General features: G+C 69.8%; 23 protein-coding genes, 1 tRNA gene and 1 pseudogene. 16 read left to right on the top strand and 9 right to left on the bottom strand.

From position 1 onward, the window contains the following. Positions 1-5 precede the first annotated feature (5 nt). Complete coding sequence (gene nth, locus G6N45_RS07365; RefSeq protein ID WP_163728005.1) at positions 6-761, bottom strand: endonuclease III; 756 nt, start codon at positions 759-761, stop codon at positions 6-8. Positions 762-874: 113 nt separating this feature from the next. On the opposite strand from nth, the gene G6N45_RS07360 reads away from it, so the two are divergent. Beyond that, on the top strand, positions 875-1,207 hold the full coding sequence (locus G6N45_RS07360; protein WP_163721235.1) for a hypothetical protein: 333 nt from the start codon (positions 875-877) through the stop codon (positions 1,205-1,207). 102 nt (positions 1,208-1,309) lie between these two features. Next, complete coding sequence (gene crp / locus G6N45_RS07355) at positions 1,310-1,984, top strand: cAMP-activated global transcriptional regulator CRP (protein ID WP_003931718.1); 675 nt, start codon at positions 1,310-1,312, stop codon at positions 1,982-1,984. 77 nt (positions 1,985-2,061) lie between these two features. On the opposite strand, the gene G6N45_RS07350 is transcribed toward crp, so the two are convergent. From G6N45_RS07350 to G6N45_RS07340, 3 genes and pseudogenes are all read right to left on the bottom strand, one after another. Then, positions 2,062-2,835, bottom strand: coding sequence for an MBL fold metallo-hydrolase (locus tag G6N45_RS07350; protein WP_163721232.1), 774 nt, complete (start codon positions 2,833-2,835; stop codon positions 2,062-2,064). An 84-nt stretch (positions 2,836-2,919) separates the two neighbouring features. Continuing rightward, positions 2,920-3,378 (bottom strand): annotated as a pseudogene (locus G6N45_RS07345) (RidA family protein); the annotation flags it as partial. Continuing rightward, entirely contained in the window at positions 3,375-3,536 is a 162-nt protein-coding gene (locus G6N45_RS07340) for a Sp36 family protein (protein WP_014817956.1), read from the bottom strand. The pseudogene G6N45_RS07345 and the gene G6N45_RS07340, both read right to left, overlap by 4 nt. A gap of 48 nt (positions 3,537-3,584) precedes the next feature. Between G6N45_RS07340 and G6N45_RS07335 the strand changes: the two genes are divergently transcribed. Together G6N45_RS07335 and G6N45_RS07330 are read left to right on the top strand one after the other, a co-directional pair. Next, complete coding sequence (locus tag G6N45_RS07335; RefSeq protein WP_163721231.1) at positions 3,585-4,625, top strand: ATPase BagA; 1,041 nt, start codon at positions 3,585-3,587, stop codon at positions 4,623-4,625. 13 nt (positions 4,626-4,638) lie between these two features. Continuing rightward, positions 4,639-5,769 (top strand): ATPase BagB, encoded by a 1,131-nt coding sequence (locus G6N45_RS07330; RefSeq protein ID WP_163721229.1) that lies wholly within the window; start codon positions 4,639-4,641, stop codon positions 5,767-5,769. Positions 5,770-5,826: 57 nt separating this feature from the next. Here the strand turns inward: G6N45_RS07330 and G6N45_RS07325 are convergent, their stop codons facing one another. Beyond that, a complete protein-coding gene (locus G6N45_RS07325) occupies positions 5,827-6,183 on the bottom strand; it encodes a WhiB family transcriptional regulator (protein ID WP_163721227.1) in 357 nt (118 codons plus the stop codon). A 297-nt stretch (positions 6,184-6,480) separates the two neighbouring features. Here G6N45_RS07325 and ponA2 point away from each other — a divergent pair, with 297 nt between their 5' ends. The 5 genes from ponA2 (at position 6,481) to G6N45_RS07295 (ending at position 12,382) form a co-directional block, all read left to right on the top strand. Next, positions 6,481-8,934, top strand: coding sequence for a transglycosylase/D,D-transpeptidase PonA2 (ponA2, locus tag G6N45_RS07320; RefSeq protein ID WP_163721225.1), 2,454 nt, complete (start codon positions 6,481-6,483; stop codon positions 8,932-8,934). Positions 8,935-8,982: 48 nt separating this feature from the next. Then, a complete protein-coding gene (locus G6N45_RS07315; RefSeq protein WP_163721223.1) occupies positions 8,983-9,948 on the top strand; it encodes a metallophosphoesterase in 966 nt (321 codons plus the stop codon). Continuing rightward, positions 9,945-11,051 (top strand): L-cysteine desulfhydrase Cds1, encoded by a 1,107-nt coding sequence (cds1, locus tag G6N45_RS07310; RefSeq protein WP_163721221.1) that lies wholly within the window; start codon positions 9,945-9,947, stop codon positions 11,049-11,051. The genes G6N45_RS07315 and cds1 overlap by 4 nt, the downstream gene beginning before the upstream one ends. A 242-nt stretch (positions 11,052-11,293) precedes the next feature. Then, positions 11,294-11,367 (top strand) — tRNA-Pro (locus G6N45_RS07300). Between the two features lie 88 nt (positions 11,368-11,455). Next, a complete protein-coding gene (locus tag G6N45_RS07295) occupies positions 11,456-12,382 on the top strand; it encodes a phosphatase PAP2 family protein (protein ID WP_246228911.1) in 927 nt (308 codons plus the stop codon). Here G6N45_RS07295 and G6N45_RS07290 read toward each other — a convergent pair. Next, positions 12,369-12,746, bottom strand: coding sequence for a VOC family protein (locus G6N45_RS07290; protein ID WP_163721219.1), 378 nt, complete (start codon positions 12,744-12,746; stop codon positions 12,369-12,371). The genes G6N45_RS07295 and G6N45_RS07290 overlap by 14 nt on opposite strands. A gap of 80 nt (positions 12,747-12,826) precedes the next feature. On the opposite strand from G6N45_RS07290, the gene G6N45_RS07285 reads away from it, so the two are divergent. Beyond that, complete coding sequence (locus G6N45_RS07285; RefSeq protein WP_163721217.1) at positions 12,827-13,549, top strand: TetR/AcrR family transcriptional regulator C-terminal domain-containing protein; 723 nt, start codon at positions 12,827-12,829, stop codon at positions 13,547-13,549. 6 nt (positions 13,550-13,555) lie between these two features. Here the strand turns inward: G6N45_RS07285 and G6N45_RS28240 are convergent, their stop codons facing one another. Both G6N45_RS28240 and G6N45_RS07280 read right to left on the bottom strand, forming a co-directional pair. Next, on the bottom strand, positions 13,556-13,684 hold the full coding sequence (locus G6N45_RS28240) for a hypothetical protein (protein WP_264058167.1): 129 nt from the start codon (positions 13,682-13,684) through the stop codon (positions 13,556-13,558). 10 nt (positions 13,685-13,694) lie between these two features. Then, positions 13,695-14,681, bottom strand: coding sequence for an LLM class F420-dependent oxidoreductase (locus G6N45_RS07280; RefSeq protein WP_163721216.1), 987 nt, complete (start codon positions 14,679-14,681; stop codon positions 13,695-13,697). Positions 14,682-14,772: 91 nt separating this feature from the next. Between G6N45_RS07280 and G6N45_RS07275 the strand changes: the two genes are divergently transcribed. The 6 genes from G6N45_RS07275 (at position 14,773) to G6N45_RS07250 (ending at position 21,075) form a co-directional block, all read left to right on the top strand. Next, positions 14,773-15,939: a DUF7847 domain-containing protein gene (locus G6N45_RS07275; protein ID WP_246229038.1), complete on the top strand. Its 1,167-nt coding sequence runs from the start codon at positions 14,773-14,775 to the stop codon at positions 15,937-15,939. Position 15,940: 1 nt separating this feature from the next. Next, positions 15,941-16,594 (top strand): DUF4129 domain-containing protein, encoded by a 654-nt coding sequence (locus G6N45_RS07270; RefSeq protein ID WP_163721213.1) that lies wholly within the window; start codon positions 15,941-15,943, stop codon positions 16,592-16,594. After that, a complete protein-coding gene (locus G6N45_RS07265; RefSeq protein WP_163721211.1) occupies positions 16,591-17,730 on the top strand; it encodes a DUF4350 domain-containing protein in 1,140 nt (379 codons plus the stop codon). The genes G6N45_RS07270 and G6N45_RS07265 overlap by 4 nt, the downstream gene beginning before the upstream one ends. Positions 17,731-17,768: 38 nt before the next feature. Next, the gene (locus tag G6N45_RS07260; protein ID WP_235570491.1) at positions 17,769-18,692 is read left to right on the top strand and encodes an AAA family ATPase; all 924 of its coding nucleotides are present in this window, start codon (positions 17,769-17,771) and stop codon (positions 18,690-18,692) included. After that, on the top strand, positions 18,689-20,011 hold the full coding sequence (locus G6N45_RS07255) for a DUF58 domain-containing protein (RefSeq protein ID WP_163721207.1): 1,323 nt from the start codon (positions 18,689-18,691) through the stop codon (positions 20,009-20,011). Before G6N45_RS07260 ends, G6N45_RS07255 begins: the two co-directional genes overlap by 4 nt. 164 nt (positions 20,012-20,175) lie before the next feature. Next, on the top strand, positions 20,176-21,075 hold the full coding sequence (locus tag G6N45_RS07250; RefSeq protein ID WP_163721205.1) for a type IV toxin-antitoxin system AbiEi family antitoxin domain-containing protein: 900 nt from the start codon (positions 20,176-20,178) through the stop codon (positions 21,073-21,075). A gap of 46 nt (positions 21,076-21,121) precedes the next feature. Here the strand turns inward: G6N45_RS07250 and G6N45_RS07245 are convergent, their stop codons facing one another. Beyond that, positions 21,122-22,114, bottom strand: a complete 993-nt coding sequence (locus G6N45_RS07245) for a stage II sporulation protein M (protein ID WP_163721203.1) — start codon at positions 22,112-22,114, stop codon at positions 21,122-21,124. Between the last annotated feature and the right edge of the window lie 15 nt (positions 22,115-22,129).

The following is a 22,129-nucleotide window of genomic DNA, read 5'->3' as shown; positions in this document are numbered from 1 at the left end:
GCGCCCTACAGCCCGGCGAGCGCCAGCAGGTGCTCGGTTTCCGGACCTTTGACCAGCGGGGCCGCCACCAGCGGATCGGTGGGCCCGGTCCCGAACGACGGGCAGTCCTTGGCGAGCACGCAGACACCGCAGGCCGGCTTGCGGGCGTGGCACACCCGGCGCCCGTGGAAGATCACCCGGTGGCTGAGCAGCGTCCACTCGCTGCGCTCGATCAGCGCACCGATCGCATGTTCGACCTTGACCGGATCCTCCTCGGCGGTCCAGCGCCACCGGCGGACCAGCCTGCCGAAATGGGTGTCCACCGTGATGCCGGGGATGTCGAACGCGTTGCCGAGGATGACATTGGCGGTCTTGCGGCCCACCCCCGGCAGCGTCACCAGCTCGTCGAGCGTGGCCGGCACCTGCCCGTCGAACCGCTCGACGAGTTCCTGACCCAGCCGGATCAGCGAGTTGGCCTTGTTCCGGAAGAACCCGGTGGGCCGGATGAGCTCCTCGAGTTCCGCCCGGTCGGCCCCTGCGTAGTCGGCGGCGGTGCGGTATTTGACGAACAGCGCAGGGGTGGTCAGGTTGACGCGTTTGTCGGTGCTCTGGGCGGAAAGAATCGTGGCCACCGTCAGCTCGAGCGGGTTGGTGAAGTCCAGCTCGCAGTACACATGCGGAAATGCTTGGGCCAGAGTGCGATTCATTCTGCGGGCGCGCCGGACGAGACCCAGGTGAGTCTCTTTGTCCCATTTGCTGTTCCGCTGCGTCACGGTCACCAGGCCAGCGTACTGAGCACCCCGGACACAGCGACGACGCGCCGGTCCGCGGATCGGTCCTTAACGAGGGCTTTTCGTGATCCCGCCGAGACCTTGGCCGTGTTTACTTCCGACTTGTGTCGTGGTTGCTCGTCGCGCTGATACCCGGGTTGTTGATGCTGGCGACGTTTGGTCTGGAGCGGGTGGAGGCCGGGCTGCGCCGCGAGACGATCTCGGCGGACGAGGTCGCCCAATTCCTGGATCAGGCCGAGGCCAGTGACGTCGACGTCCTGGTGCGCGACGGCCTCGGCACGGCCATCCACGATCAGCATCGCCGCCGCGGTGAGCGGGAGGCGGCCGTCGCGGTCGCCGGGCGCAGCGCGGCGCCGGCGGGTTTGCCGACGGTCCGGTCCTTTCCACAGCGCGTCAATACGGGGTTTCAGCAGACCCCACATGCCAATCCTGTGTAGCGTGAGCTGGTCATGGGAAGCCATGCCTCTAGACTGATCTGACGATTCATCGCGGGTCAGCGTGCGCATGTCTGACCACCAACATCTCCAAAGAGGGGCAACGTGGACGAGATCCTGGCCAGGGCCGGAATCTTCCAGGGGGTCGAACCCAGCGCCGTTTCCGCGCTGACCAAGCAGCTGCAGCCTGTCGACTTCCCCCGCGGACACACCGTGTTCGCTGAGGGGGAGCCCGGGGACCGGCTCTACATCATCATCTCGGGCAAGGTGAAGATCGGACGCCGCTCGCCGGACGGCCGCGAGAACTTGCTGACGATCATGGGCCCGTCGGACATGTTCGGCGAGCTGTCGATCTTCGATCCGGGTCCCCGCACGTCGAGCGCCACCACCATCACCGAGGTGCGGGCCGTCTCGATGGACCGCGAGGCGCTGCGGGCCTGGATCGCCGACCGGCCCGAGATCGCCGAGCAGTTGCTGCGGGTGCTGGCCCGCCGGCTGCGCCGCACCAACAACAATCTCGCCGACCTGATCTTCACCGACGTGCCCGGCCGGGTGGCCAAGCAGCTGCTGCAGCTCGCCCAGCGCTTCGGGACACAGGAGGGCGGCGCGTTGCGCGTCACCCACGACCTGACGCAGGAGGAGATCGCCCAGCTCGTCGGCGCCTCCCGCGAGACCGTGAACAAGGCGCTGGCCGACTTCGCCCATCGCGGCTGGATCCGGCTCGAGGGCAAGAGCGTGCTGATCAGCGACTCCGAGCGGCTGGCGCGCCGAGCGCGCTGACCCCTTTCGCCCAAACGTCGGTTTGGGCGTGAAATCCGGCCGTTTTCGCGCCCAAACGTCGGTTTCGGCGGGGTGAGTCAGCGGCGCAGATAGTTCAGCTGCGCCTGCACGCTCCACTCGGCGACGTCCCAGAGGCTCTCGTCGACGTCGGTGTAGACGTGCTCGACCACCGCGCGGGCGGTGGCGTCGTCCCCGAGGTCGCGCAACGCACCGCGGATCTGGTCGAGCCGCTCCTCGCGGTGCGCGAGGTAGATGTCGGTGACGGCGGCCATGTCCTCTAGATCGGGTCCGTGCCCCGGCAGCACCCTGCGGTGGCCGAGGCCGTGCAGGCGCCGCAGCGAGTCCAGGTAGTCCCCGAGGTCGCCGTCTTCGGTGTCGATGACGGTGGTGCCGCGGCCCAGCACGGTGTCCGCGGTCAGCACGGCATCGTCGAGCAGGAACGACAGCGAATCGGCGGTGTGCCCGGGAGTGGCCATCACGGTGATCCGCAGCCCGGCCGCGTCGATCACCTCACCGTCGGTCAGCGGTCCGCCGAGACCACGCAGGAAACCGCTGCCCACCGAGCGGACCACGGCGTCGGTCAGCTCCACGATGCGGTCGATGCCGCCGGTGTGGTCGCCGTGCCGGTGACTGATCAGCACCAGGGGAATCGGGCCGAGTGCGGCGAGCCGCTCGATGTGCTCGTCACGGTCGTCGGGCCCGGGGTCGACGACCACCATCTCGGTGCTGCCGGGCCCGCGCAGCACCCACGTGTTGGTGCCGTCGAGCGTCATCCGCCCCGGGTTGTCGCACAGCAGCACCGACGCGGTGTCGGTCACCGGCCGCAGCAATCCGTAGGCGGGGTGCTCCACCTAGTCGGCGTCTGCCTGATCGTCGCCTCCGGCGACCTCTGCCTGATCGTCGCCTCCGGCGACCTCTGCCTGATCGTCGCCTCCGGCGACCTCGACGATCACTTCCACTTCCACCGGCGCGTTGCGCGGCAACTCCGACACCCCGACCGCCGAGCGGGCGTGGGCCCCTGCCTCGCCGAAGATCTCGCCGAACAGTTCTGACGCCCCGTTGATCACGACGGGCTGACCACCGAAGCCGGGCGCGGACGCGACGAAGCCGACGACCTTGACCACGCGGACCACCGCGTCGATGCCGACCAGCGCGTCGATCGCGGCCAGTGCGTTCAGCGCGCACCGACGGGCCAGGTGCGCTGCGTCCTCGACCGACACCTCCGCGCCGACCTTGCCCACCTCGGCCAGTTCCCCGCCGCTGATGGGCAGCTGACCTGCGGTGTAGACGAGGTTCCCGGTCCGCACCGCGGGCACGTAGGCCGCCAGCGGGGCGACGACCTCGGGCAGCGCGATCCCCAGCTCATCCAGCCGGGCGGACCAGGTCGAGCTCATTTGGGTCGCTTCAGGTAGGCGACGTGCTGCTCGCCGGTCGGGCCGGGCAGCACCGAGACCAGCTCCCAGCCGTCCTCGCCCCACTGGTCGAGGATCTGTTTGGTCGCGTGCGTCAGCAGCGGAACGGTGGCGTACTCCCAGCGGGTCGGTTCGCTCATGCGGCTGAGCTTATCCGGCGCCCGATCCCCTATGGCTAGCATGCAGTGGTGGCAACCACACCTGAGGTGACACCGCATGGTTCCAAGCCGGTCGGCTGGCCGGCGCGCCTGACCGAGGCTCGGCTGCATTTCGTCACCGGCAAGGGCGGCACCGGCAAGTCGACCATCGCGGCGGCGCTGGCGCTGGCGCTGGCAGCCGGTGGCCGCAAGGTGCTGCTGGTGGAAGTCGAAGGCCGGCAAGGAATTGCGCAGCTGTTCGACGTACCCCCGCTGCCATATGAAGAGGTGAAGATCGCCACCGCCGAGGGTGGCGGGCAGGTCAACGCGCTGGCCGTCGACACCGAGGCGGCGTTCCTCGAGTACCTCGACATGTTCTACAACCTCGGGCTGGCCGGGCGCGCCATGCGCCGCATCGGGGCCGTCGAGTTCGCCACGACGATCGCTCCCGGTCTGCGCGACGTGCTGCTCACCGGCAAGATCAAAGAGGTCGTGACCCGCACCCCGAAAGAGGCGAAGGGCAAATACGGCTACTACGACTCGATCGTGGTCGACTCCCCGCCCACCGGGCGCATCGCGAGGTTCCTCGACGTCACCAAGGCGGTGTCGGATCTGGCCAAGGGCGGGCCGGTGCACTCGCAGGCCGAGGGGGTGGTGCGGCTGCTGCATTCGGAGCTCACCGCCATCCACCTCGTCACTCTGCTGGAGGCGTTGCCGGTTCAGGAGACCCTGGAGGCGATCACCGAACTGCGGGGGATGGAGCTGCCGATCGGCAGCGTGATCATCAACCGCAACATCCCGGCGTACCTGCCGCCCGACGACCTCGCGAAGGCCGCCGAGGGCGGCATCGACGCCGACGCGATTCGGTCGGACCTGGGAAGCGTTGGAATCACGTTGTCCGACAACGACTTCGCGGGACTACTGACCGAGACCATCGAGCACGCGACGCGCATCGCGGCCCGCGCCGAGAGCGCGGAGCAGCTCGTGGAGCTGGAGATCCCGCGTCTGGAACTGCCTGCGCTGCCCGACGGGGTCGACCTGGGCAGCCTGTACGAACTGGCCGAAGCGCTCGCCCATCAGGGCGTGCGGTGACGGGAGGCAACCGATGAGCACCACCCCAGCGGCCCTGGACTTGGCCTCGATCCTGCACGACACCGCCAACCGCGTGGTGGTGTGCTGTGGCGCGGGCGGCGTCGGCAAGACCACGACGGCCGCGGCCATGGCGCTGCGCGCCGCGGAGTACGGACGCACCGTCGTGGTGTTGACCATCGATCCGGCCAAGCGGCTGGCCCAGGCGCTGGGCATCAAGGATCTGGGCAACACCCCGCAGCGGGTTCCGCTCGCGCCCGAGGTGCCCGGTGAGCTGCACGCGATGATGCTCGACATGCGGCGGACGTTCGACGAGATGGTGGTGCAGTACTCGGGCGCCGATCGCGCCGACGCGATCCTGGACAACCAGTTCTATCAGACGGTGGCCACCTCCCTGGCGGGCACGCAGGAGTACATGGCCATGGAGAAGCTGGGACAGCTTCTGGCAGAGGACAAGTGGGATCTGATCGTGGTGGACACCCCGCCGTCGCGCAACGCACTGGATTTCCTCGACGCGCCGAAACGGCTGGGCAGCTTCATGGACAGCAGGCTCTGGCGGCTGCTGCTGGCTCCCGGTCGCGGCATCGGCCGGCTGGTCACCGGCGCGGTGGGGCTGGCGATGAAGGGCATGTCGACGATCCTGGGTTCGCAGATGCTCTCGGACGCAGCGGGTTTCGTGCAGTCGCTGGACGCCACGTTCGGCGGGTTCCGCGAGAAGGCCGACCGCACCTATGAATTGCTCAAGCGCCGGGGCACGCAGTTCGTCGTCGTGTCGGCGGCCGAACCGGATGCCCTGCGTGAGGCGTCGTTCTTCGTGGACCGGCTCTCGAGCGAGCGGATGCCGCTGGCCGGACTGATCCTCAACCGGACGCACCCGACGCTGTGCGATCTGCACGCCGACAAGGCGACCGAGGCTGCCGAGGAACTGGAGAAGTCGGATCCCGACTCGCTGGCGGCCGCGGTCCTGCGGGTGCACGCCGACCGCGCCTCGACCGCGAAGCGGGAGGTCCGGCTGCTGTCACGCTTCACCGGCGCCAACCCGCACGTCGCGATCGTCGGGGTGCCGTCGCTGCCGTTCGACGTGTCCGATCTGGAGGCCCTGCGGGCCATCGCCGATCAGATCACCGGAGACGCAGCCGCGGCCTGAACAACGTCAGGCCGCGGCGCTTTCTGCAAATTTTGACGGCGGGGAAAGCCGCCGGGTCTAGCCGGCGCTGCGGTGTTTGCGCTGTGCGGCGAAGAAATCCGACCAGGACACCACTTCCGGGTGCTGCTTGAGCAGGGCGCGGCGCTGGCGTTCGGTCATGCCACCCCAGACGCCGAACTCGACGCGGTTGTCCAGGGCGTCGGCGCCGCACTCGGCGATCACCGGGCAGTGCCGGCAGATGACCGCTGCCTTGCGCTGGGCTGCGCCGCGCACGAACAGTTCGTCGGGATCGGCCTGGCGACACCGGGCCTGCGAAACCCACGCAATACGGGCTTCGGCCTCGGCGCCGTGCAGAATGGACTCACCTGACGGATTCACAGTGGTCTTGCGAGCGGCGGGCTTGGTAACTGACACCAGCGATCCCCTTCGTTCTGGCCGCGCCCCGACAACGCAGACGGCTGATACACCGACGTCGACCACCGCATGCGATCTACGCCACATTGCGAGGGTCTAGTGTGACCTGTATCGCACTGTGCGCTCAATTTAGGTGGTCACAGGCATTCTGCGCAATACATTCGTGACCACTTTTTTGGGACGACCGTGCCGTCAGGCCGGTACAGTGCCCGACCTCTGCATTTGTCACCCTCTGCCAGGAGTCAGTCAGGTCCGCTCGGCGTCAGTGTGCCCTGCACCCGTCGCTACTCTGTACGCATGCCGGAGGACGAGACGACCCGGCCGCCCAAGGCGGTGACGGTCATCAAGCTCGCCTGGTGCGTGCTTCTCGCGAGCGTGATCGCCGCGGGGCTGATGTTCCCCGTCGTCGGCGGAGTGGGGCTGATGTCCAACCGCGCCTCCGATGTGGTGGCCAACGGCTCGGCTCAGCTGGTCGAGGGTGAGGTGCCGCAGGTGTCGACGATGGTCGACGCGAAGGGCAATGTGATCGCCTGGCTCTACAGCCAGCGGCGCTTCGAGGTGCCCAGCGACCAGATCGCCAACGCCATGAAGCTGGCGATCGTGTCGATCGAGGACAAGAGGTTTGCCGAGCACAACGGCGTGGACTGGCAGGGCACGCTGACCGGCTTGTCGGGATACCTGTCCGGCAACCTCGACACCCGCGGTGGCTCGACGCTCGAGCAGCAGTACGTCAAGAACTACCAACTGCTGGTGATCGCGCAGACCGACGCGGAGAAGCGGGCGGCGATCGAGACCACCCCGGCGCGCAAGCTGCGGGAGATCCGCATGGCGTTGACGCTGGACAAGACCTTCACCAAACCGGAGATCCTGACCCGCTACCTGAACCTGGTCTCCTTCGGCAACGGCGCCTTCGGCGTGCAGGACGCCGCCCAGACCTACTTCGGTATCAACGCCGCGGAGCTGAACTGGCAGCAGGCCGCGCTGCTGGCCGGCATGGTCCAGTCGACCAGCACGCTGAACCCGTACACCAACCCCGACGGTGCGCTGGCGCGGCGCAACCTGGTGCTCGACACGATGATCGAGAACCTGCCCGAGCACGCCGACGAGTTGCGGGCGGCCAAGCAGGAACCGCTCGGCATCCTTCCGACGCCCAAGGAACTGCCGCGTGGCTGCATCGCCGCCGGTGATCGTGCGTTCTTCTGCGACTACGCGCTGGACTACCTGGCCCGCGCCGGTATCAGCAAGGACCAGGTGGCCAAGGGCGGTTACCTGATCAAGACCACGTTGGATCCCGACATCCAGAACACCGTGAAGTCGTCGATCGACGGCATCGCCAGCCCTGATCTGGACGGCGTGGCGAGCGTGATGAGCGTGATCCGCCCGGGCAAGGAGTCCCATCCGGTGCTCGCGATGGCCAGCAACCGGACCTACGGCCTGAACCTCGATGCCGGCGAGACCATGCAGCCTCAGCCCTTCTCGCTGGTGGGTGACGGCGCAGGGTCGATCTTCAAGATCTTCACCACCGCCGCGGCGCTGGAGATGGGGATGGGCATCAACGCCCAGCTCGACGCGCCGTCGCGGTTCGAGGCCAAGGGCCTGGGCACCGGCGGCGCCCGCGGCTGCCCGCCGGCCACCTGGTGTGTGCAGAACGCAGGCAACTACCGCGGCCAGATGAGCGTCACCGACGCGCTGGCGACGTCGCCGAACACCGCGTTCGCCAAGCTGATCGCCCAGGTCGGCGTGCAGCGCACCGTCGACATGGCGGTGCGGCTGGGGCTGCGGTCCTACGCACTGCCCGGCACCGCGCGCGACTACGACCCCGAGAGCAACGAGAGCCTGGCCGATTTCGTCAAGCGGCAGAACCTGGGGTCGTTCACGCTGGGGCCCATCGAGGTGAATGCACTCGAGCTGTCCAACGTCGCGGCGACGCTGTCCTCCGGGGGCACCTGGTGCCCGCCGAACCCGATCGCGCAGGTCGTCGACCGCAACGGCGAGGAGGTGTCGGTGACCACCGAGACCTGCGAGCAGGCCGTGCCCGAGGGGCTGGCCAACACGCTGGCCAACGCGATGAGCAAGGACGACCAGGGCTCGGGTACCGCGGCCGGCGCGGCCGGCTCGGTGGGCTGGAACCTGCCGATGTCGGGCAAGACCGGCACAACCGAGGCGCACCGGTCGTCGGGGTTCCTCGGCTTCACCAATCAGCTGGCGGCCGCCAACTACATCTACGACGACTCCAACGCCCCCGGCGAGCTCTGCTCGTTCCCGCTGCGCCAGTGCGGTGACGGCAACCTGTTCGGCGGCAACGAGCCGGCCCGGACGTGGTTCACGGCCATGCAACCCATCGCGACTGCCTTCGGCGACGTGGCACTGCCCCCGACCGACCCCCGCTACGTCGACGGCGCTCCCGGCTCGCGGGTGCCGAGTGTGGCCGGCATGAATCAGGACACGGCGCGGCAGCGGTTGCGCGAGGCCGGCTTCCAGGTCGCCGACCAGGCGACTCCGGTGAACAGTGCGTCGTCCTACGGCACGGTCGTCGGGACGACCCCGAGCGGTCAGACGGTGCCCGGGTCGATCATCACCATTCAGATCTCCAACGGCATCGCTCCGGCGCCGCCGCCACCGCCGCCCGGCGCGCTGCCCCCGGGGCTGCCTCCGCCGCCAGTGGGCGAGACCGTGATCCAGATCCCGGGTCTACCGCCGATCACCGTCCCAGTGCTCGGCCCGCCGCCGGCCCCGCCGCCTCCTCCGTGACGGTCGCAGGCCGTCCGCCGCACGGCGACTGGCAGTAGTCTGGACCGCGTGTCTTCCGTTTCTGCCAGCTCGACAGTGAAGAACGCCGCTCTCGCTTCGGCGGGCGCCCTCGTCGCCGGGATCGGCTACGCCTCGCTGATCGAGCGCAACGCGTTCGTCGTGCGCGAGGCGACGATGCCGGTGCTCTCCCCCGGGTCGTCTCCCCTGAAGGTGCTGCACCTCAGCGACATCCACATGCGGCCGGCCCAGCGCCGTAAGCAGGCGTGGCTGCGCGAGCTGGCGGGTCTGAAGCCCGACCTGGTGGTCAACACCGGTGACAACCTGGCGCACCCGAAAGCGGTGCCCGCGGTGGTTCAGGCCCTCGGCGACCTGCTGTCGGTGCCCGGCGTGTTCGTGTTCGGCAGCAACGACTACTTCGCGCCCCGGCTGAAGAACCCGGCCAACTACCTGACCAACCCGGGTCACCGCATCCACGGTGAGCCGCTGCCCTGGCAGGACCTGCGGGCGGCGTTCACCGAGCGGGGCTGGCTGGACATGACGCACACCCGGCGCGAGTTCGAGGTGGCCGGCCTGCACATCGCCGCAGCCGGCGTCGACGATCCCCATCTGTCGCGGGATCGCTACGCCACCATCGCCGGCGCGGCCGACCCGACCGCGAACCTGACGCTGGGGCTGACCCACTCCCCCGAGCCGCGGGTGCTGGACCGCTTCGCCACCGACGGCTACCAGCTGGTGATGGCCGGGCACACCCACGGCGGGCAGCTGTGCCTGCCGTTCTACGGCGCGCTCGTGACCAACTGCGACCTGGACCGGTCCCGGGTGAAGGGGCCGTCGCGGTGGGGCGCACGCACCCAGCTGCACGTCTCGGCCGGGATCGGCACGTCGCCATTCGCGCCGCTGCGATTCTGCTGCCGGCCGGAGGCGACACTGCTGACGCTGGTGGCGGCACCGACCGGCGGGTCGGACGCGGGGACGCGCGCGGGGCAGTCCCACCCCACCGTATCGGCGCGGTGAACCACTCGGCCTCCTCGGCCGCGCATGACCGGTCCCGTTCGTGGGCCGACAACGCCGTGCGGCTGATCGAGGCGGACGCCCGCCGCAGCGCAGACACCCATCTGCTGCGCTACCCGCTGCCGTCGAGCTGGTCGCACGACTGCGATCTGGCGCTGTATCTCAAGGACGAGAGCACGCACATCACCGGCAGCCTCAAGCACCGGCTGGCCCGCTCGCTGTTTCTCTACGCGCTGTGCAACGGCTGGATCTGCGAGGGCACGACCGTCATCGAGGCGTCGTCCGGGTCGACGGCGGTGTCGGAGGCCTACTTCGCGTCGATGCTGGGGCTGCCGTTCATCGCGGTGATGCCGGCCTCGACGAGTGCCACCAAGGTCGCTCTGATCGAATCCCAGGGCGGCCGTTGCCATTTCGTCACCGAGTCAGCTCAGGTGTACGCCGAGGCGCAACGGCTGGCCGACCAGACCGGCGGGCATTACCTCGACCAGTTCACCAACGCCGAACGCGCGACCGACTGGCGTGGCAACAACAACATCGCCGAGTCGATCTTCGATCAGATGGCACGCGAGACCCACCCGGTGCCGGAGTGGATCGTGGTCGGCGCGGGCACCGGCGGCACCAGCGCGACGATCGGGCGGTACCTGCGCTACCGGCGCCACCCGACGCGGCTGTGCGTGGTCGATCCGGAGAACTCGGCGTTCTACCCGTCGTATCTGAACGACGATCCCGGCGTCGTCACCGGGAAGTCGTCCAGGATCGAGGGGATCGGACGGCCGCGGGTCGAACCGTCGTTCCTGCCGGGTGTGGTCGACCGGATGGTCGTGGTGCCCGACGCGGCGTCGGTGGCGGCCGCTCATCACGTGAGCCGGGTGCTCGGCCGGCGGGTGGGACCGTCCACGGGGACCAATCTGTGGGGCGCGTTCGGCCTGCTGGCCGAGATGAGGTCGCAGGGGCGCAGCGGGTCGGTGGTCACGCTGCTCGCCGACGGAGGCGAGCGCTACGCGGAGACCTACTTCCGCGACGAGTGGCTCACCAGCCACGGGCTCGATCCGTCCGAACCGGCCGAGGTGCTCGCCGAGTTCGAGCGGTCGGGCCGCTGGCCCTGATTCTCGGAGCGCCGCGTCAGCGGGCCGTCGGAGGTCAGGAACAGCCACAGCGCGGCCAACGCGAAGAAGCCCAGGTAGATCGATGCACCCAGCCCAGTCATGTCCCGCCTGCTTTCGTCCGTTCGTCGTTCTCAGTGTGCATAACGCTTTCCGCAGGCCAGTTCCATCCCGCGGCGTGTCGCGGAGCCGATACGCGTTTGGCTTCAACGGCGGGCGGTGCGATACGCTGTCGTGGCTTCACTCGGGGTGTGGCGCAGCTTGGTAGCGTGCTTCGTTCGGGACGAAGAGGTCGTGGGTTCGAATCCCGCCACCCCGACTCGTGTGATCGCAGGTGAAACGCCCGGACCGACGAACTGGTTCGGGCGTTTTTCTTTTCCCACAGACGGGCGAGAGGGCTGTGACTGGTGACGAGGTCGCACAAGGGGGTGACTCTCGACGGCGACCGCCTGCTACGACGTGCCACGCGCCAGTGGACGGGGGTGATGATCGGGGCACTGCTCTTCGGCGCTGCTGTCTATCTGTTGGCCGATCAGACCAGCACGGGACAGCGACTCGAGGAGGCGGCCCTGCGCGGCGCGCATCAGGTCGATCCCGACGTGCGTCGGGTCGCGATGCACGCGCTGCACACCATCACGGTGACCTCACAACTGGCTGCCACGGCACTCGTCGCAGTGGTCGGGTTGCTGCGTCGTCAAGTGTGGTTGGCGGTCGCTGGAGTCGGCGTCATCCTCGGCGGCCAGGCCGTGACACAACTGTTGAAACATCACGTGCTCTCTCGTCCTGATCTCCTGGCGGCACACAACACCATTGCCGAGAACACCGTGCCCAGTGGACATACCACCGCGGCGATGTGTCTCCTTTTTGCGACGCTGATCGTGGTGCCCTACCGCTTCCGCGGCGTTGCCATGTTCTTCACCCTCTCGTGGGCGGTGGGCATCGGGGCGTACACCGTCATCGTTCAGGTTCACCGCCTCTCCGACACGCTCGTCGCCGATGCCGTGGCTCTGGCCGTGGCATGTACGGCTGCCCAGGTGCTGGCGTGGACGGGGCGGATCCGTGCGGTGGTCTCTCCGCGTCCGCAGCGCTACCTGTTACGGACAGTGTTCATCGTGATCGTGGGCCTCATCGGTGCCGCGAGCTTGGTGCTGGGCACGGTTGCGATGCTCCATGCGGCTTCTGCCTACGTGAACGACCGGCCCACGGCCTGGCGCCTCTTCCTCAGTTCGCAGTGGCTGGCCGCCGCGGGGTCGATCGCCGCGGCTCTCCTGTTCTGGTGGACCTGGTACCGGCTGGAGACGAAGCGCCGCCACGACCCCGTCACACCCACGTGACGAACTGGACGATGATCCCGTTGGGGTCCTCGAACTGGCAGTACCGCTCACCCCACGGCTCGGTTTCGGGAGCGGTGACGACGGAGGCGCCGGCGGCGCGGACGTTCTCGTAGACCGCGTCGACGTCGTCGACGACGAACACCAGCAGCAGACCGTCGCCGGCGCTACCGGCCCGGTGCGCGGGCCGGAACGTCGGCAGGCCGGAGCGCAGATAGACGACATTCGGCCCGCCGTCGGGGTGGCTCAGCGACACGAATCCGTCCGCCTGCATCGCGACCGTGTGGCCGACGTGGCGGGTCAGGAACTCGGCTGACGCGCTCGGATCGGCGACGTTGAGGGAAATCGCCGTGCCAGTCACCTTCATGCACATTCCTTTCTCGTATTCTGTACGAGAACCAGTATCCGTACACTGCACGGAAATGCAACCGGCCTGCTGGAGCGCACATGGGCACCATCGAACTGCTGTGGCGTCGGGAACTGCCTGCCGCACCGCGCCGGGGCCGGCCTCCCCGGTTCACCGTCGACGCCGTCGTGGCCGCGGCCATCGCCGTGGCCGACCGCACGGGCTTGTCCTTCACGCTGCGTGACGTCGCGCAGGCCCTGGCCGCGCCGGTGATGTCGGTGTACTCCTACATCGACGGTCGCGAACAACTGCTCGAACTCATGGTGGACCAATGCCGGGCGGACATGACGCATCGCGGGCTGTCCGGCGACTGGGAAGCCCGGCTGCGATCCGTCGCCGCCGACAACGCCCGGCTGTTCGACGAGCACCCCTGGATGGCGGACATCGAGTCGGAGCGCACCGTGCTCGGTCCAGGCACACTCGCCAAGTACGAGCGCGAACTGGCCGCGGTCGAGCCGCTAGGGCTTTCCGACACCGACAAAGACGCCGCGCTGACGCTGGTGCTGGACTTCGTCCGTTCGTGCGCGCGGGCACGGGCGCACGCACGCCGCGAGCGCACTCAGGAATCGCCTGAGCAGTGGTGGCAGCGCGAGGGCGCCAAGCTCGCCACGCTCGGCGTCACCGAGCGCTACCCGTTGGCCTCCCGGGTCGGAACCGCTGCGGGACAAGCGCATTCGGCGGCACACGACGCCGACGCCCACTACGAGTTCGGGCTGCGGGCGATCCTGCACGGCATCGATGCGCTCGACCGCCGACAACGCTGAACGGGCTCAGGCCGTCGGCTCGCCGCCGTCCTTGTCGACGTCGGGAGTGTCGCGGTCCGGATCCTTCTCGGTGTCCTGCGCCTTGTCGGCGGTCGACCCGCTCTCGTCGTCGTAGATTCCACTACCTCGCGTCATCGGCCCGTCCTCACTGTGCGGCACTGCGGAGTTTGTCGAGCAGCGGCTCTGCTGCTTCTTTGAAGAACGCGTCCTGGCTGTCGCCGCCGACCTGAACCAGCGCGATGTCGGTGAAACCGGCCTTCCAGTACTCGCTCACCGCCTCGACGATCGCGTCGAGGTCGGGTCCGCACGGAATCGACTCCGCGGTGTCCTCCGGCCGGACGAATTGCGTCGCGCCGTCGAAGCCCATCGTGGTCGGCAGGTCGGCGTTGACGGCCCAGCCGCCGGCGAACCACCGGAACTGGTCGTGGGCCCGCTCGATCGCCGCGTCGCGGTCGGGGTCCCAACTGATCGGGATCTGCCCGATGACCCGCACGTCGCCCGGCAGCCCGGTGGCGCGCCGCGCGTCGTGCCAGGCGTCGACCAGATCCTTGTTCGGCTCGACGGCGATCAGGTGATCGGCCAGCGGGGCGAACGCCTCCACCGAGCGGTCACCGGACACGGCCGCGGCGATCGGGACCGGCACCTCCGGCACGTCCCAGATCCGCGCGGAGTCGACCTCGAAGTGCTCGCCCTTCCAGTCGACGAGCTCGCCGGTGTGCAGTTCGCGGATGATCTGGATCGCTTCGCGCAACATCTCCTGGCGCCGCGCGATGGTGGGCCAGCCCTTGCCGACGACGTGCTCGTTGAGGTTCTCGCCGGTGCCCACCCCGAGGGTGAACCGGCCGTCGGCCAGGATCTGCAGTGTCGCCGCCTTCTGCGCGACGACGGCCGGGTGATACCGGATCGTCGGGCACGTGACATACGTCATCAACTCGACACGTTCGGTGGCGTGCGCGACGGCTCCGAGCACCGACCACGCGTACGGGGCGTGGCCCTGAGAGGCCAGCCACGGGAAGTAGTGGTCGCTGGAGACTTCGAAGTCGAAGCCCGCCTGCTCTGCCGAAACCGCATAGCGGACAAGGTCTTTCGGGCCGCTCTGTTCGGTCATCAGGGTGTAGCCGAAACGGGTCATGCGGCGGGGGTACCCGGGACGGCGTCTCCGAAACGGGGCGCGCCCGCAGGTGACGTTGCCGATCGGGACAGCGATCGACAAGATGGTGATCATGACCTACAGCGCCGGCGGATACGGCCCGGCGGGCACACCACCCCCAGGCATGCCGCCGCCCGGCTATCCCGGGTATCCGCCGCCCGGCTACGCCTACGGTCCGCCCCCGGGGTACGGTCCCCCGCCGGGATACGGCCCGCCCCCGGGCTATGGGCCGCCGCCCGGCTATCAGCCCCCGGTGCTGCGGCCCGGCATCGTCCCGCTGCGGCCGCTCACCCTCTCGGACATGTTCAACGGCGCGTTCGCCTACATGCGGAGCAATCCCAAGGCCACGCTCGGCCTGACCACCATCGTGGTGGTCGCCGCGCAACTGCTCGCGCTGATCCTGTCGTTGTGGCCGTTGGCGTTCAGCGGCGACGTCAACCAGGCCATCGACGGCGCGGCCCCCGGCGCCACGATGTTCGAAACCGGCGCGGGCATCGCGTCGCTGGTGTCGAGTGTCGCGGCCGGCATCGCCACCGCGTTGTCCACGATCCTGCTCAGCGGACTGCTGACCGTCGTCATCGGGCGCTCCATCTTCGGCGCGGGAATCTCCATCGGCGAGGCGTGGCAGCGGTTGAAGCCGCGGTTGTGGGCACTGCTCGGGTTCACCGTCCTCGAAGCCCTCGGCGCGGTCCTGTTGATCATCGTCGTCGCGGCGATCATCGCGGTCGTGGCGGTGGCCGCCAACGGCTGGGTGGCGTTCGCGATCGGCGCTCCGCTTGCGCTCGCCCTGATCGCGGCGCTGGCCTATCTCTTGACGATGCTGTCGTTCACTCCGGTGGCGATCGTGCTGGAGCGCCGCGACATCATCTCCTCGATCCGGCGCTCCTTCGCCCTGGTGCGCAACGACTTCTGGCGGGTGCTCGGCATCCGGCTGCTCGCGGTGCTGGTGGCCCAGCTCGTCGCGAGCGCCGTTGCTATCCCCTTCAGCTTCGGCGGCCAGATCCTGCTCACCACCGGAACCACCGTGACCGCCGCGATGATCGCGTTGGTGATCATCGCGGTCGGCGGTGCGATCGGCCAGATCATCACCGGGCCGTTCAGCGCCGGAATCGTGGTGCTGCAGTACACCGATCGGCGCATCCGTGCCGAGGCGTTCGACCTGGTGCTGCAGACCGGCGCAGCGCAGACGGCGGTGGTGCCGCAGACCACCGACGACCTGTGGCTGACCGGCCAGCGCTGACGTGGTGCCGATCGACATCGACCGAGACGCCGCGCGGGACGCGGCTCGCCGAGAACTCTCCAAGGCGATCTACCCGAGGGAGTCGCTGACCGACCAGATCCTCACCTGGATCGAACGACTCCTGTACCGGATCACCGCAGGCGCCGCGTCGGTGCCCGGCGGCTGGTTCACCGTCGCTATCCTGCTTGTGCTGCTGGCCGTCGCCGTCCTGGTCGCGGTCCGCATCGCGCGACGGGCCATGCGCAGCAGTCGATCCGAGGGCGATCCGCTGTTCGACGATCACGATCTCAGTGCCGCCGAACACCGTGCGGCCGCCGAGCACCACGCCGCGGCCGCCGACTGGGCAGCCGCGATCCGTCACCGGTTGCGTGCGGTCGCCCGCCACCTCGAGGACAACGGGACGCTGGCCGCGGCGCCGGGGCGCACGGCCACCGAACTCGCCCGCGACGCCGGCCGGGCGCTGCCCGTGCTGGCCGACCGATTCGCCTCCGCGGCCGAGGCGTTCAACGACGTGACCTACGGCGAGTTGCCCGGCCATGAGGAGCAGTACCGAATGATCGCCGCGCTCGACGACGACGTGGCCGCTCGCCCGTCTGCCGCCACCACCGGTTCGGATGGCAGCCCGGCACAACAGGATTGGGCCGCGCTCCGATGAGCACCGCGCTCGGCCCCACCGTCGGCCAGCGGTGGCGCACCTGGCGCTGGGTGCTGCTGGGCCTGGCCGCCGTCGTCGCGGTCGCCGCCGTGAGCACCTGGCTGACGGCGGCGCGCCCCGGTGGCCACCTCGATGCGGGCTCGACGTCCCCCGACGGCGCCCGCGCGCTGGTCACCCTGTTGCGCGACAACGGGATCGACGTCGTCGTGGCCGACACCGTGGGCGACGTCGCGCGCGCCGCACGGCCCGACACGCTGCTGGTCGCGGCGCAGACGTTCTGGCTGTACGACGACGAGCAACTGGCCCGGCTCGCCGCGCTTCCCGGGGACCGGCTTCTCGTCGAGCCGGTCGGCAAGACCCGCGAAGCGCTTGCGCCGGCGCTGCGCAGCAGCGGCTCGACCGAATTCGGCGGTCTGGCGCCAGAATGCGACCTGCGCGCGGCGGAACGGGCCGGGACCGTGCAGTTCGACGCGGCCGACACCTATGAGGCCGCCGGCGCGACGCCGGTGACCCGGTGCTACCGCGGCGTGCTGGCCCGTTACGACGACGCCGGCCGCACCGTCACCGTGGTCGGCGGCTCGGGATTTCTGACTAACTCGGGCCTGCCCGAGGAAGGCAACGCCGCGTTGGCGATGAACCTCGCGGGCAGCCGTCCCACGGTGATCTGGTATGCCCCGCAGCACAGCGAGGGCACCGGATCTGTCGGCGACGCCGCCCTCACCGACCTGATCCCCGACCAGATGACGTGGCTGGTCGTGCAGCTCGGCGTGGCGGTGGCACTGCTGGCGCTCTGGCGGGGTCGGCGGGTCGGCCCGCTGGTCGTCGAGCCGCTGCCGGTGGTGGTCCGCGCATCGGAGACCGTGGAGGGCCGCGGTCGGCTGTACCGGTCCCGGCGCGCGCGGGACCGCGCCGCCGACGCGCTCCGCTCGTCGGCGCGGCAGCGCCTGGCGCCCCGGCTGGGGTTGCGGGGTGACGCCGCCCCGCCGGCCGTCGTCGCGGCCGTCGCCCAGCGGTGCGGCCTCGATCCGCGGACGGTCGGACCTATCCTCTACGGGCAGCCACCGGCGAGCGACACCGAACTGGTGGACCTCGCCCGGGCGCTCGACGACATCGAAAGGCAGGTCGCACAGTCGTGACACAGCCCGTCACCCACGAAGGTGCCCGCACCGCGCTGATGGCCCTGCGCGCCGAGATCGCCAAGGTCGTCGTCGGCCAGGACGCGGTGGTCAGCGGTCTGGTGGTCGCGCTGCTGTGCCGCGGGCACGTGCTGCTCGAGGGCGTCCCCGGCGTCGCGAAGACGCTGCTGGTGCGCACGCTGGCCGCGGCGCTGCAGCTGGAGTTCAAACGGGTGCAGTTCACCCCCGACCTGATGCCGGGCGACGTGACGGGTTCGCTGGTGTACGACGCGCGCACCGCGGAGTTCACGTTCCGCGCCGGGCCGGTGTTCACGAATCTGCTTCTCGCCGACGAGATCAACCGCACGCCACCCAAGACACAGGCGGCACTGCTGGAGGCCATGGAGGAGCGGCAGGTCAGCGTCGAAGGCGAACCGCGGCCGCTGCCCGACCCGTTCATCGTGGCGGCCACCCAGAATCCGATCGAGTACGAGGGCACCTATCAGCTGCCGGAGGCGCAGCTGGACCGGTTCCTGCTGAAGCTCGATGTGCCGCTGCCCCCACGCGATCAGGAGATCGCGATCCTCGACCGGCATGCCCGCGGTTTCGATCCGCGCAACCTGTCCGCGGTGCAGCCGGTGGCCGGGCCTGCGGAGCTCGCGGCGGGCCGCGACGCCGTCGGTCAGGTCCTCGCCGGCGAGGAGATCCTCGGCTACATCGTCGACATCGTCGGCGCGACACGGCGTTCCCCGTCGCTGCAACTGGGGGTGTCGCCCCGCGGCGCGACCGCCCTGCTGTCGACGGCTCGCACGTGGGCGTGGTTGTCCGGGCGTACCTACGTCACCCCCGACGACGTCAAGGCGATGGCCCGGCCGACGCTGCGCCACCGGGTGGCGTTGCGCCCCGAGGCCGAGCTCGAGGGCGCGTCGGCCGACGGCGTCCTCGACGGGATCCTCGCGGCCGTACCGGTGCCCCGCTGGTGATCCTGACCGGGCGCACCGGTGTCATCGCGCTCGTCTGCGCGCTGCCGATCGCGCTCTCCCCCGGTCCCGCTATCACTTTCGTCATACTGCTGGGACTGCTGGCCGCCGCGGTGCTGGTCGACGCGGCGCTGGCGGGCAACCCCCGCGCCCTGGGGTTGGTCCGCAGCGGTCCCACCTCGGCGCGGCTGGGGCAGCCCGTCGACGCGGTGCTGACCGTCACGAACGGTGGCCGGTCCCGCTTCCGCGGCGTGGTCCGCGACGCGTGGGCACCGAGTGCGAACGCCGCGCCCCGGCTGCATCCGGTGGATCTGGCTGCGGGGCAACGGGTTACGTTACGCACGCAGCTGACGCCGGTGCGGCGCGGCGATCAGGTGGCGGGGCCGGTGACCGCCCGCTCGATCGGCCCGCTGGGCCTGGCGGGCCGGCAGGGCTCACACGCGGTCACCGGGTCGCTGCGCATGCTGCCCCCGTTCCTGTCGCGCAAGCACCTGCCGTCGCGGCTGGCGCGGCTGCGTGAGCTCGAGGGTGCGACGCCCGCACTGATCCGGGGGCAGGGCACCGAGTTCGACTCGTTGCGGGAGTACGTCATCGGTGACGACATCCGCTCGATCGACTGGAGGGCCACCGCCCGGCGCGCCGACGTGGTGGTGCGCACGTGGCGGCCCGAGCGGGACCGCCGGGTGGTCATCGTGCTGGACACCGGCCGAACGTCGGCGGGCCGGGTGGGGGTGGATCCGACGGCCGCGGGGCCGGCGGGCTGGCCGCGGCTGGACTGGTCGATGGACGCCGCGCTGCTGCTCGCGGCGCTGGCCGCCCGCGCAGGCGATCACGTCGACTTCCTCGCCCACGACCGCGTGACACGGGCGGGGGTGTTCAACGCCTCCCGCACGGAACTTCTCGCGCTGCTGGTGGACGCGATGGCGCCGCTGGAGCCCGCGCTCGTGGAGTCGGATGCGCGCGCGATGGTCGCGGCGGTGCTGCGGCGGGTCCGGCGCCGGGCCCTGGTGGTGCTGCTGACCGATCTGAACAGCTCGGCGATCGACGAGGGGCTGATGGCGGTGCTGCCACAGTTGACGGCCAGGCATCAGGTGCTGTTGGCGGCGGTGTCGGACCCGCGGGTCGATGCGCTCGCCGCCGGCCGGGCGGATGCGGTCGAGGTGTACGACGCCGCCGCGGCCGAGCGGGCCCGCGGTGACCGACTCGATGTCGCGTCGCGGCTGCGCGGCCACGGCGTCGACGTCGTCGACGCGCCGCCCGAGGACCTGGCGCCCGCGCTGGCCGACCACTACCTGGCGATGAAGGCCACCGGCCGCCTGTAGGGGTCGCCGCCTTCCCGCGAGCAGACACAAACTCGGTCAGTTTTCGGCAAATCCGGCCGAGTTTGCGTCTGCTCGCGGAGGGCAGCCATCCCCAATGCCCGATCCATCCCCAGTCGAGGAACTTGGCGCACGAGGGGTCTGCCCGATCGGTTGACGATCAACCGGTGTACCGATGTATCGCTGAGTTCATCGCCGGCCGTTCGGGTCACGCCACCACCGCCGACTTGCTGACGCTCATCACACGTGCGCAGCTCGACCATCTGGTGAAGACGGGCGAGCTGATTCGCGTCTGGCACGGGGTGTACGGCACCGCAGCACCGGACCGGTGGGGCCGCCTCGCGGCGCTCGACGCCCATATCGGCCAGCCGGCGGTCGCGTGCATGGGTACGGCGGCGGCACTCTACGGATTCGACACCGAGGGCAGAACGGCGGTGCACATTCTCGATCCGGGTGTGCGGGTGCGCCCGACCGTCGGCCTGATGGTGCATCAACGACTCGGCGCGCCGTTGCAGCGCGTGCAGGGCCGGCTCGCCACTGCTCCCGCGTGGACGGCCGTCGAAGTGGCCCGCACGCTGACGCGGCCGCGAGCACTTGCGACGCTCGATGCCGCCCTGCGGTCAGGATGGTGCACGCGCGCCGACCTCGACACGGCGATCGACGAGCAGAAGGGCAGGCGCGGCATCGTCGCGGTCCGCGCGCTCGCGCCGCTCGCCGACGGTCGAGCCGAGTCGGCGATGGAGAGCGAAGCCCGCCTTGTGATGATCGATGGCGGGCTTCCCCGTGCCGAACTGCAATTCGTGATCACCGGCTCGGACCAGAGTTGGCGTGTCGACTTCGCCTGGCCCCACCACGGGGTGGTCGCCGAGTACGAGAGCGTCGAGTGGCATGCGGGACCATTGCAGATGGTGCGGGATAAAGTCCGCTTCGCCGCCATTCAGCAGCTGGGGTGGACCGTCATCCCGATCGTGGCGTCCGACGTCCGCGTCCATCCCCGACGCCTCGTCGACCGCATCGACGAGCACCTGTCCCGCCCCACCTCGGCGAGCAGACGCGAACTCGCGTGATTGGCGCCTGAAGAGCCCGAGTTTGCGTCTGCTCGCGCAAGAAACCTCAGCCCGTCGGCGCGTAGTCCGGGGCGTTGTCGATGTCGCCGGTCTCCCCGCGGCGGGCGGCCCGGCGGCCGAAGTACACCACGTACCCCAGGAACGCGAGCTCGGCAGCCACCCCGATGGCGATCCGCACGAACGTCGGCAGTGCGGAAGGCGTCACGAACGCCTCGATCAGACCCGCGACCGCGAGCACCGCGATCAGACCGATCGCCACCGAGATCACCGCCCGGCCCTGCTCGGCCAGCACCTGCCCGCGCGGCCGGTCACCCGGCGAGACCACCGACCAGCCCAGCCGCATGCCCGCGGCCGCGGCCAGGAACACCGCCGTCAGCTCGATCAGCCCGTGCGGGGTGATCAGCCCCAGGAACACATCGCCGCGGCCCGCCCCGAACATCACCCCGGCGAGCATCCCGAAGTTCAACGCGTTCTGGAACAGGATGTAAGGGATCGGGAGGCCCAGCAGGATCGCCGACACCACGCACTGCGCGGCGATCCACGCGTTGTTCGTCCAGACGCTGAACGCGAACGACGCCGCCGGGTGTTCGCTGTAGTACGAAGCGAATTCGGTGTTGACCAACTGCTCCAGCTCGCTCGGCGTGCCGATGGTCGCCTGCACCTCGGGGGTCGCGGCGACCCACACCGCGAGCGCCACCGAGACGACGAAGAACGCCACGGCCGTTCCCAGCCACCATCGCCACGACCGGTACGCCACCACGGGGAACGACACCGTCCAGAACCGGACGAACTCCCGCCACAGCGGCGCATGGGCACCGGTGACCACCGAGCGCGCCCGCGCCACCAGACTCGACAGCTTGCCGACGAGCACCGCGTCCGTCGACGACGAGCGCACCATCGACAGGTGCGTCGACACCCGCTGGTAGAGGTCGACCAACTCGTCGGCCTCGGCGCCGGACAGCCGCCTGCGCTTCTTCACCAGGTGGTCGAGGCGATCCCAGGCCGGCCGGTGCGCCAGCACGAACGCGTCGACATCCATCGGCGCGATTTTAGT

Source organism: Mycolicibacterium psychrotolerans, assembly GCF_010729305.1.
GTDB classification, from domain to species: Bacteria; Actinomycetota; Actinomycetes; order Mycobacteriales; family Mycobacteriaceae; genus Mycobacterium; species Mycobacterium psychrotolerans.
The sequence above is the reverse complement of the archived record's forward strand: the minus strand, read 5'-3'. Positions and strand labels throughout refer to the sequence as shown.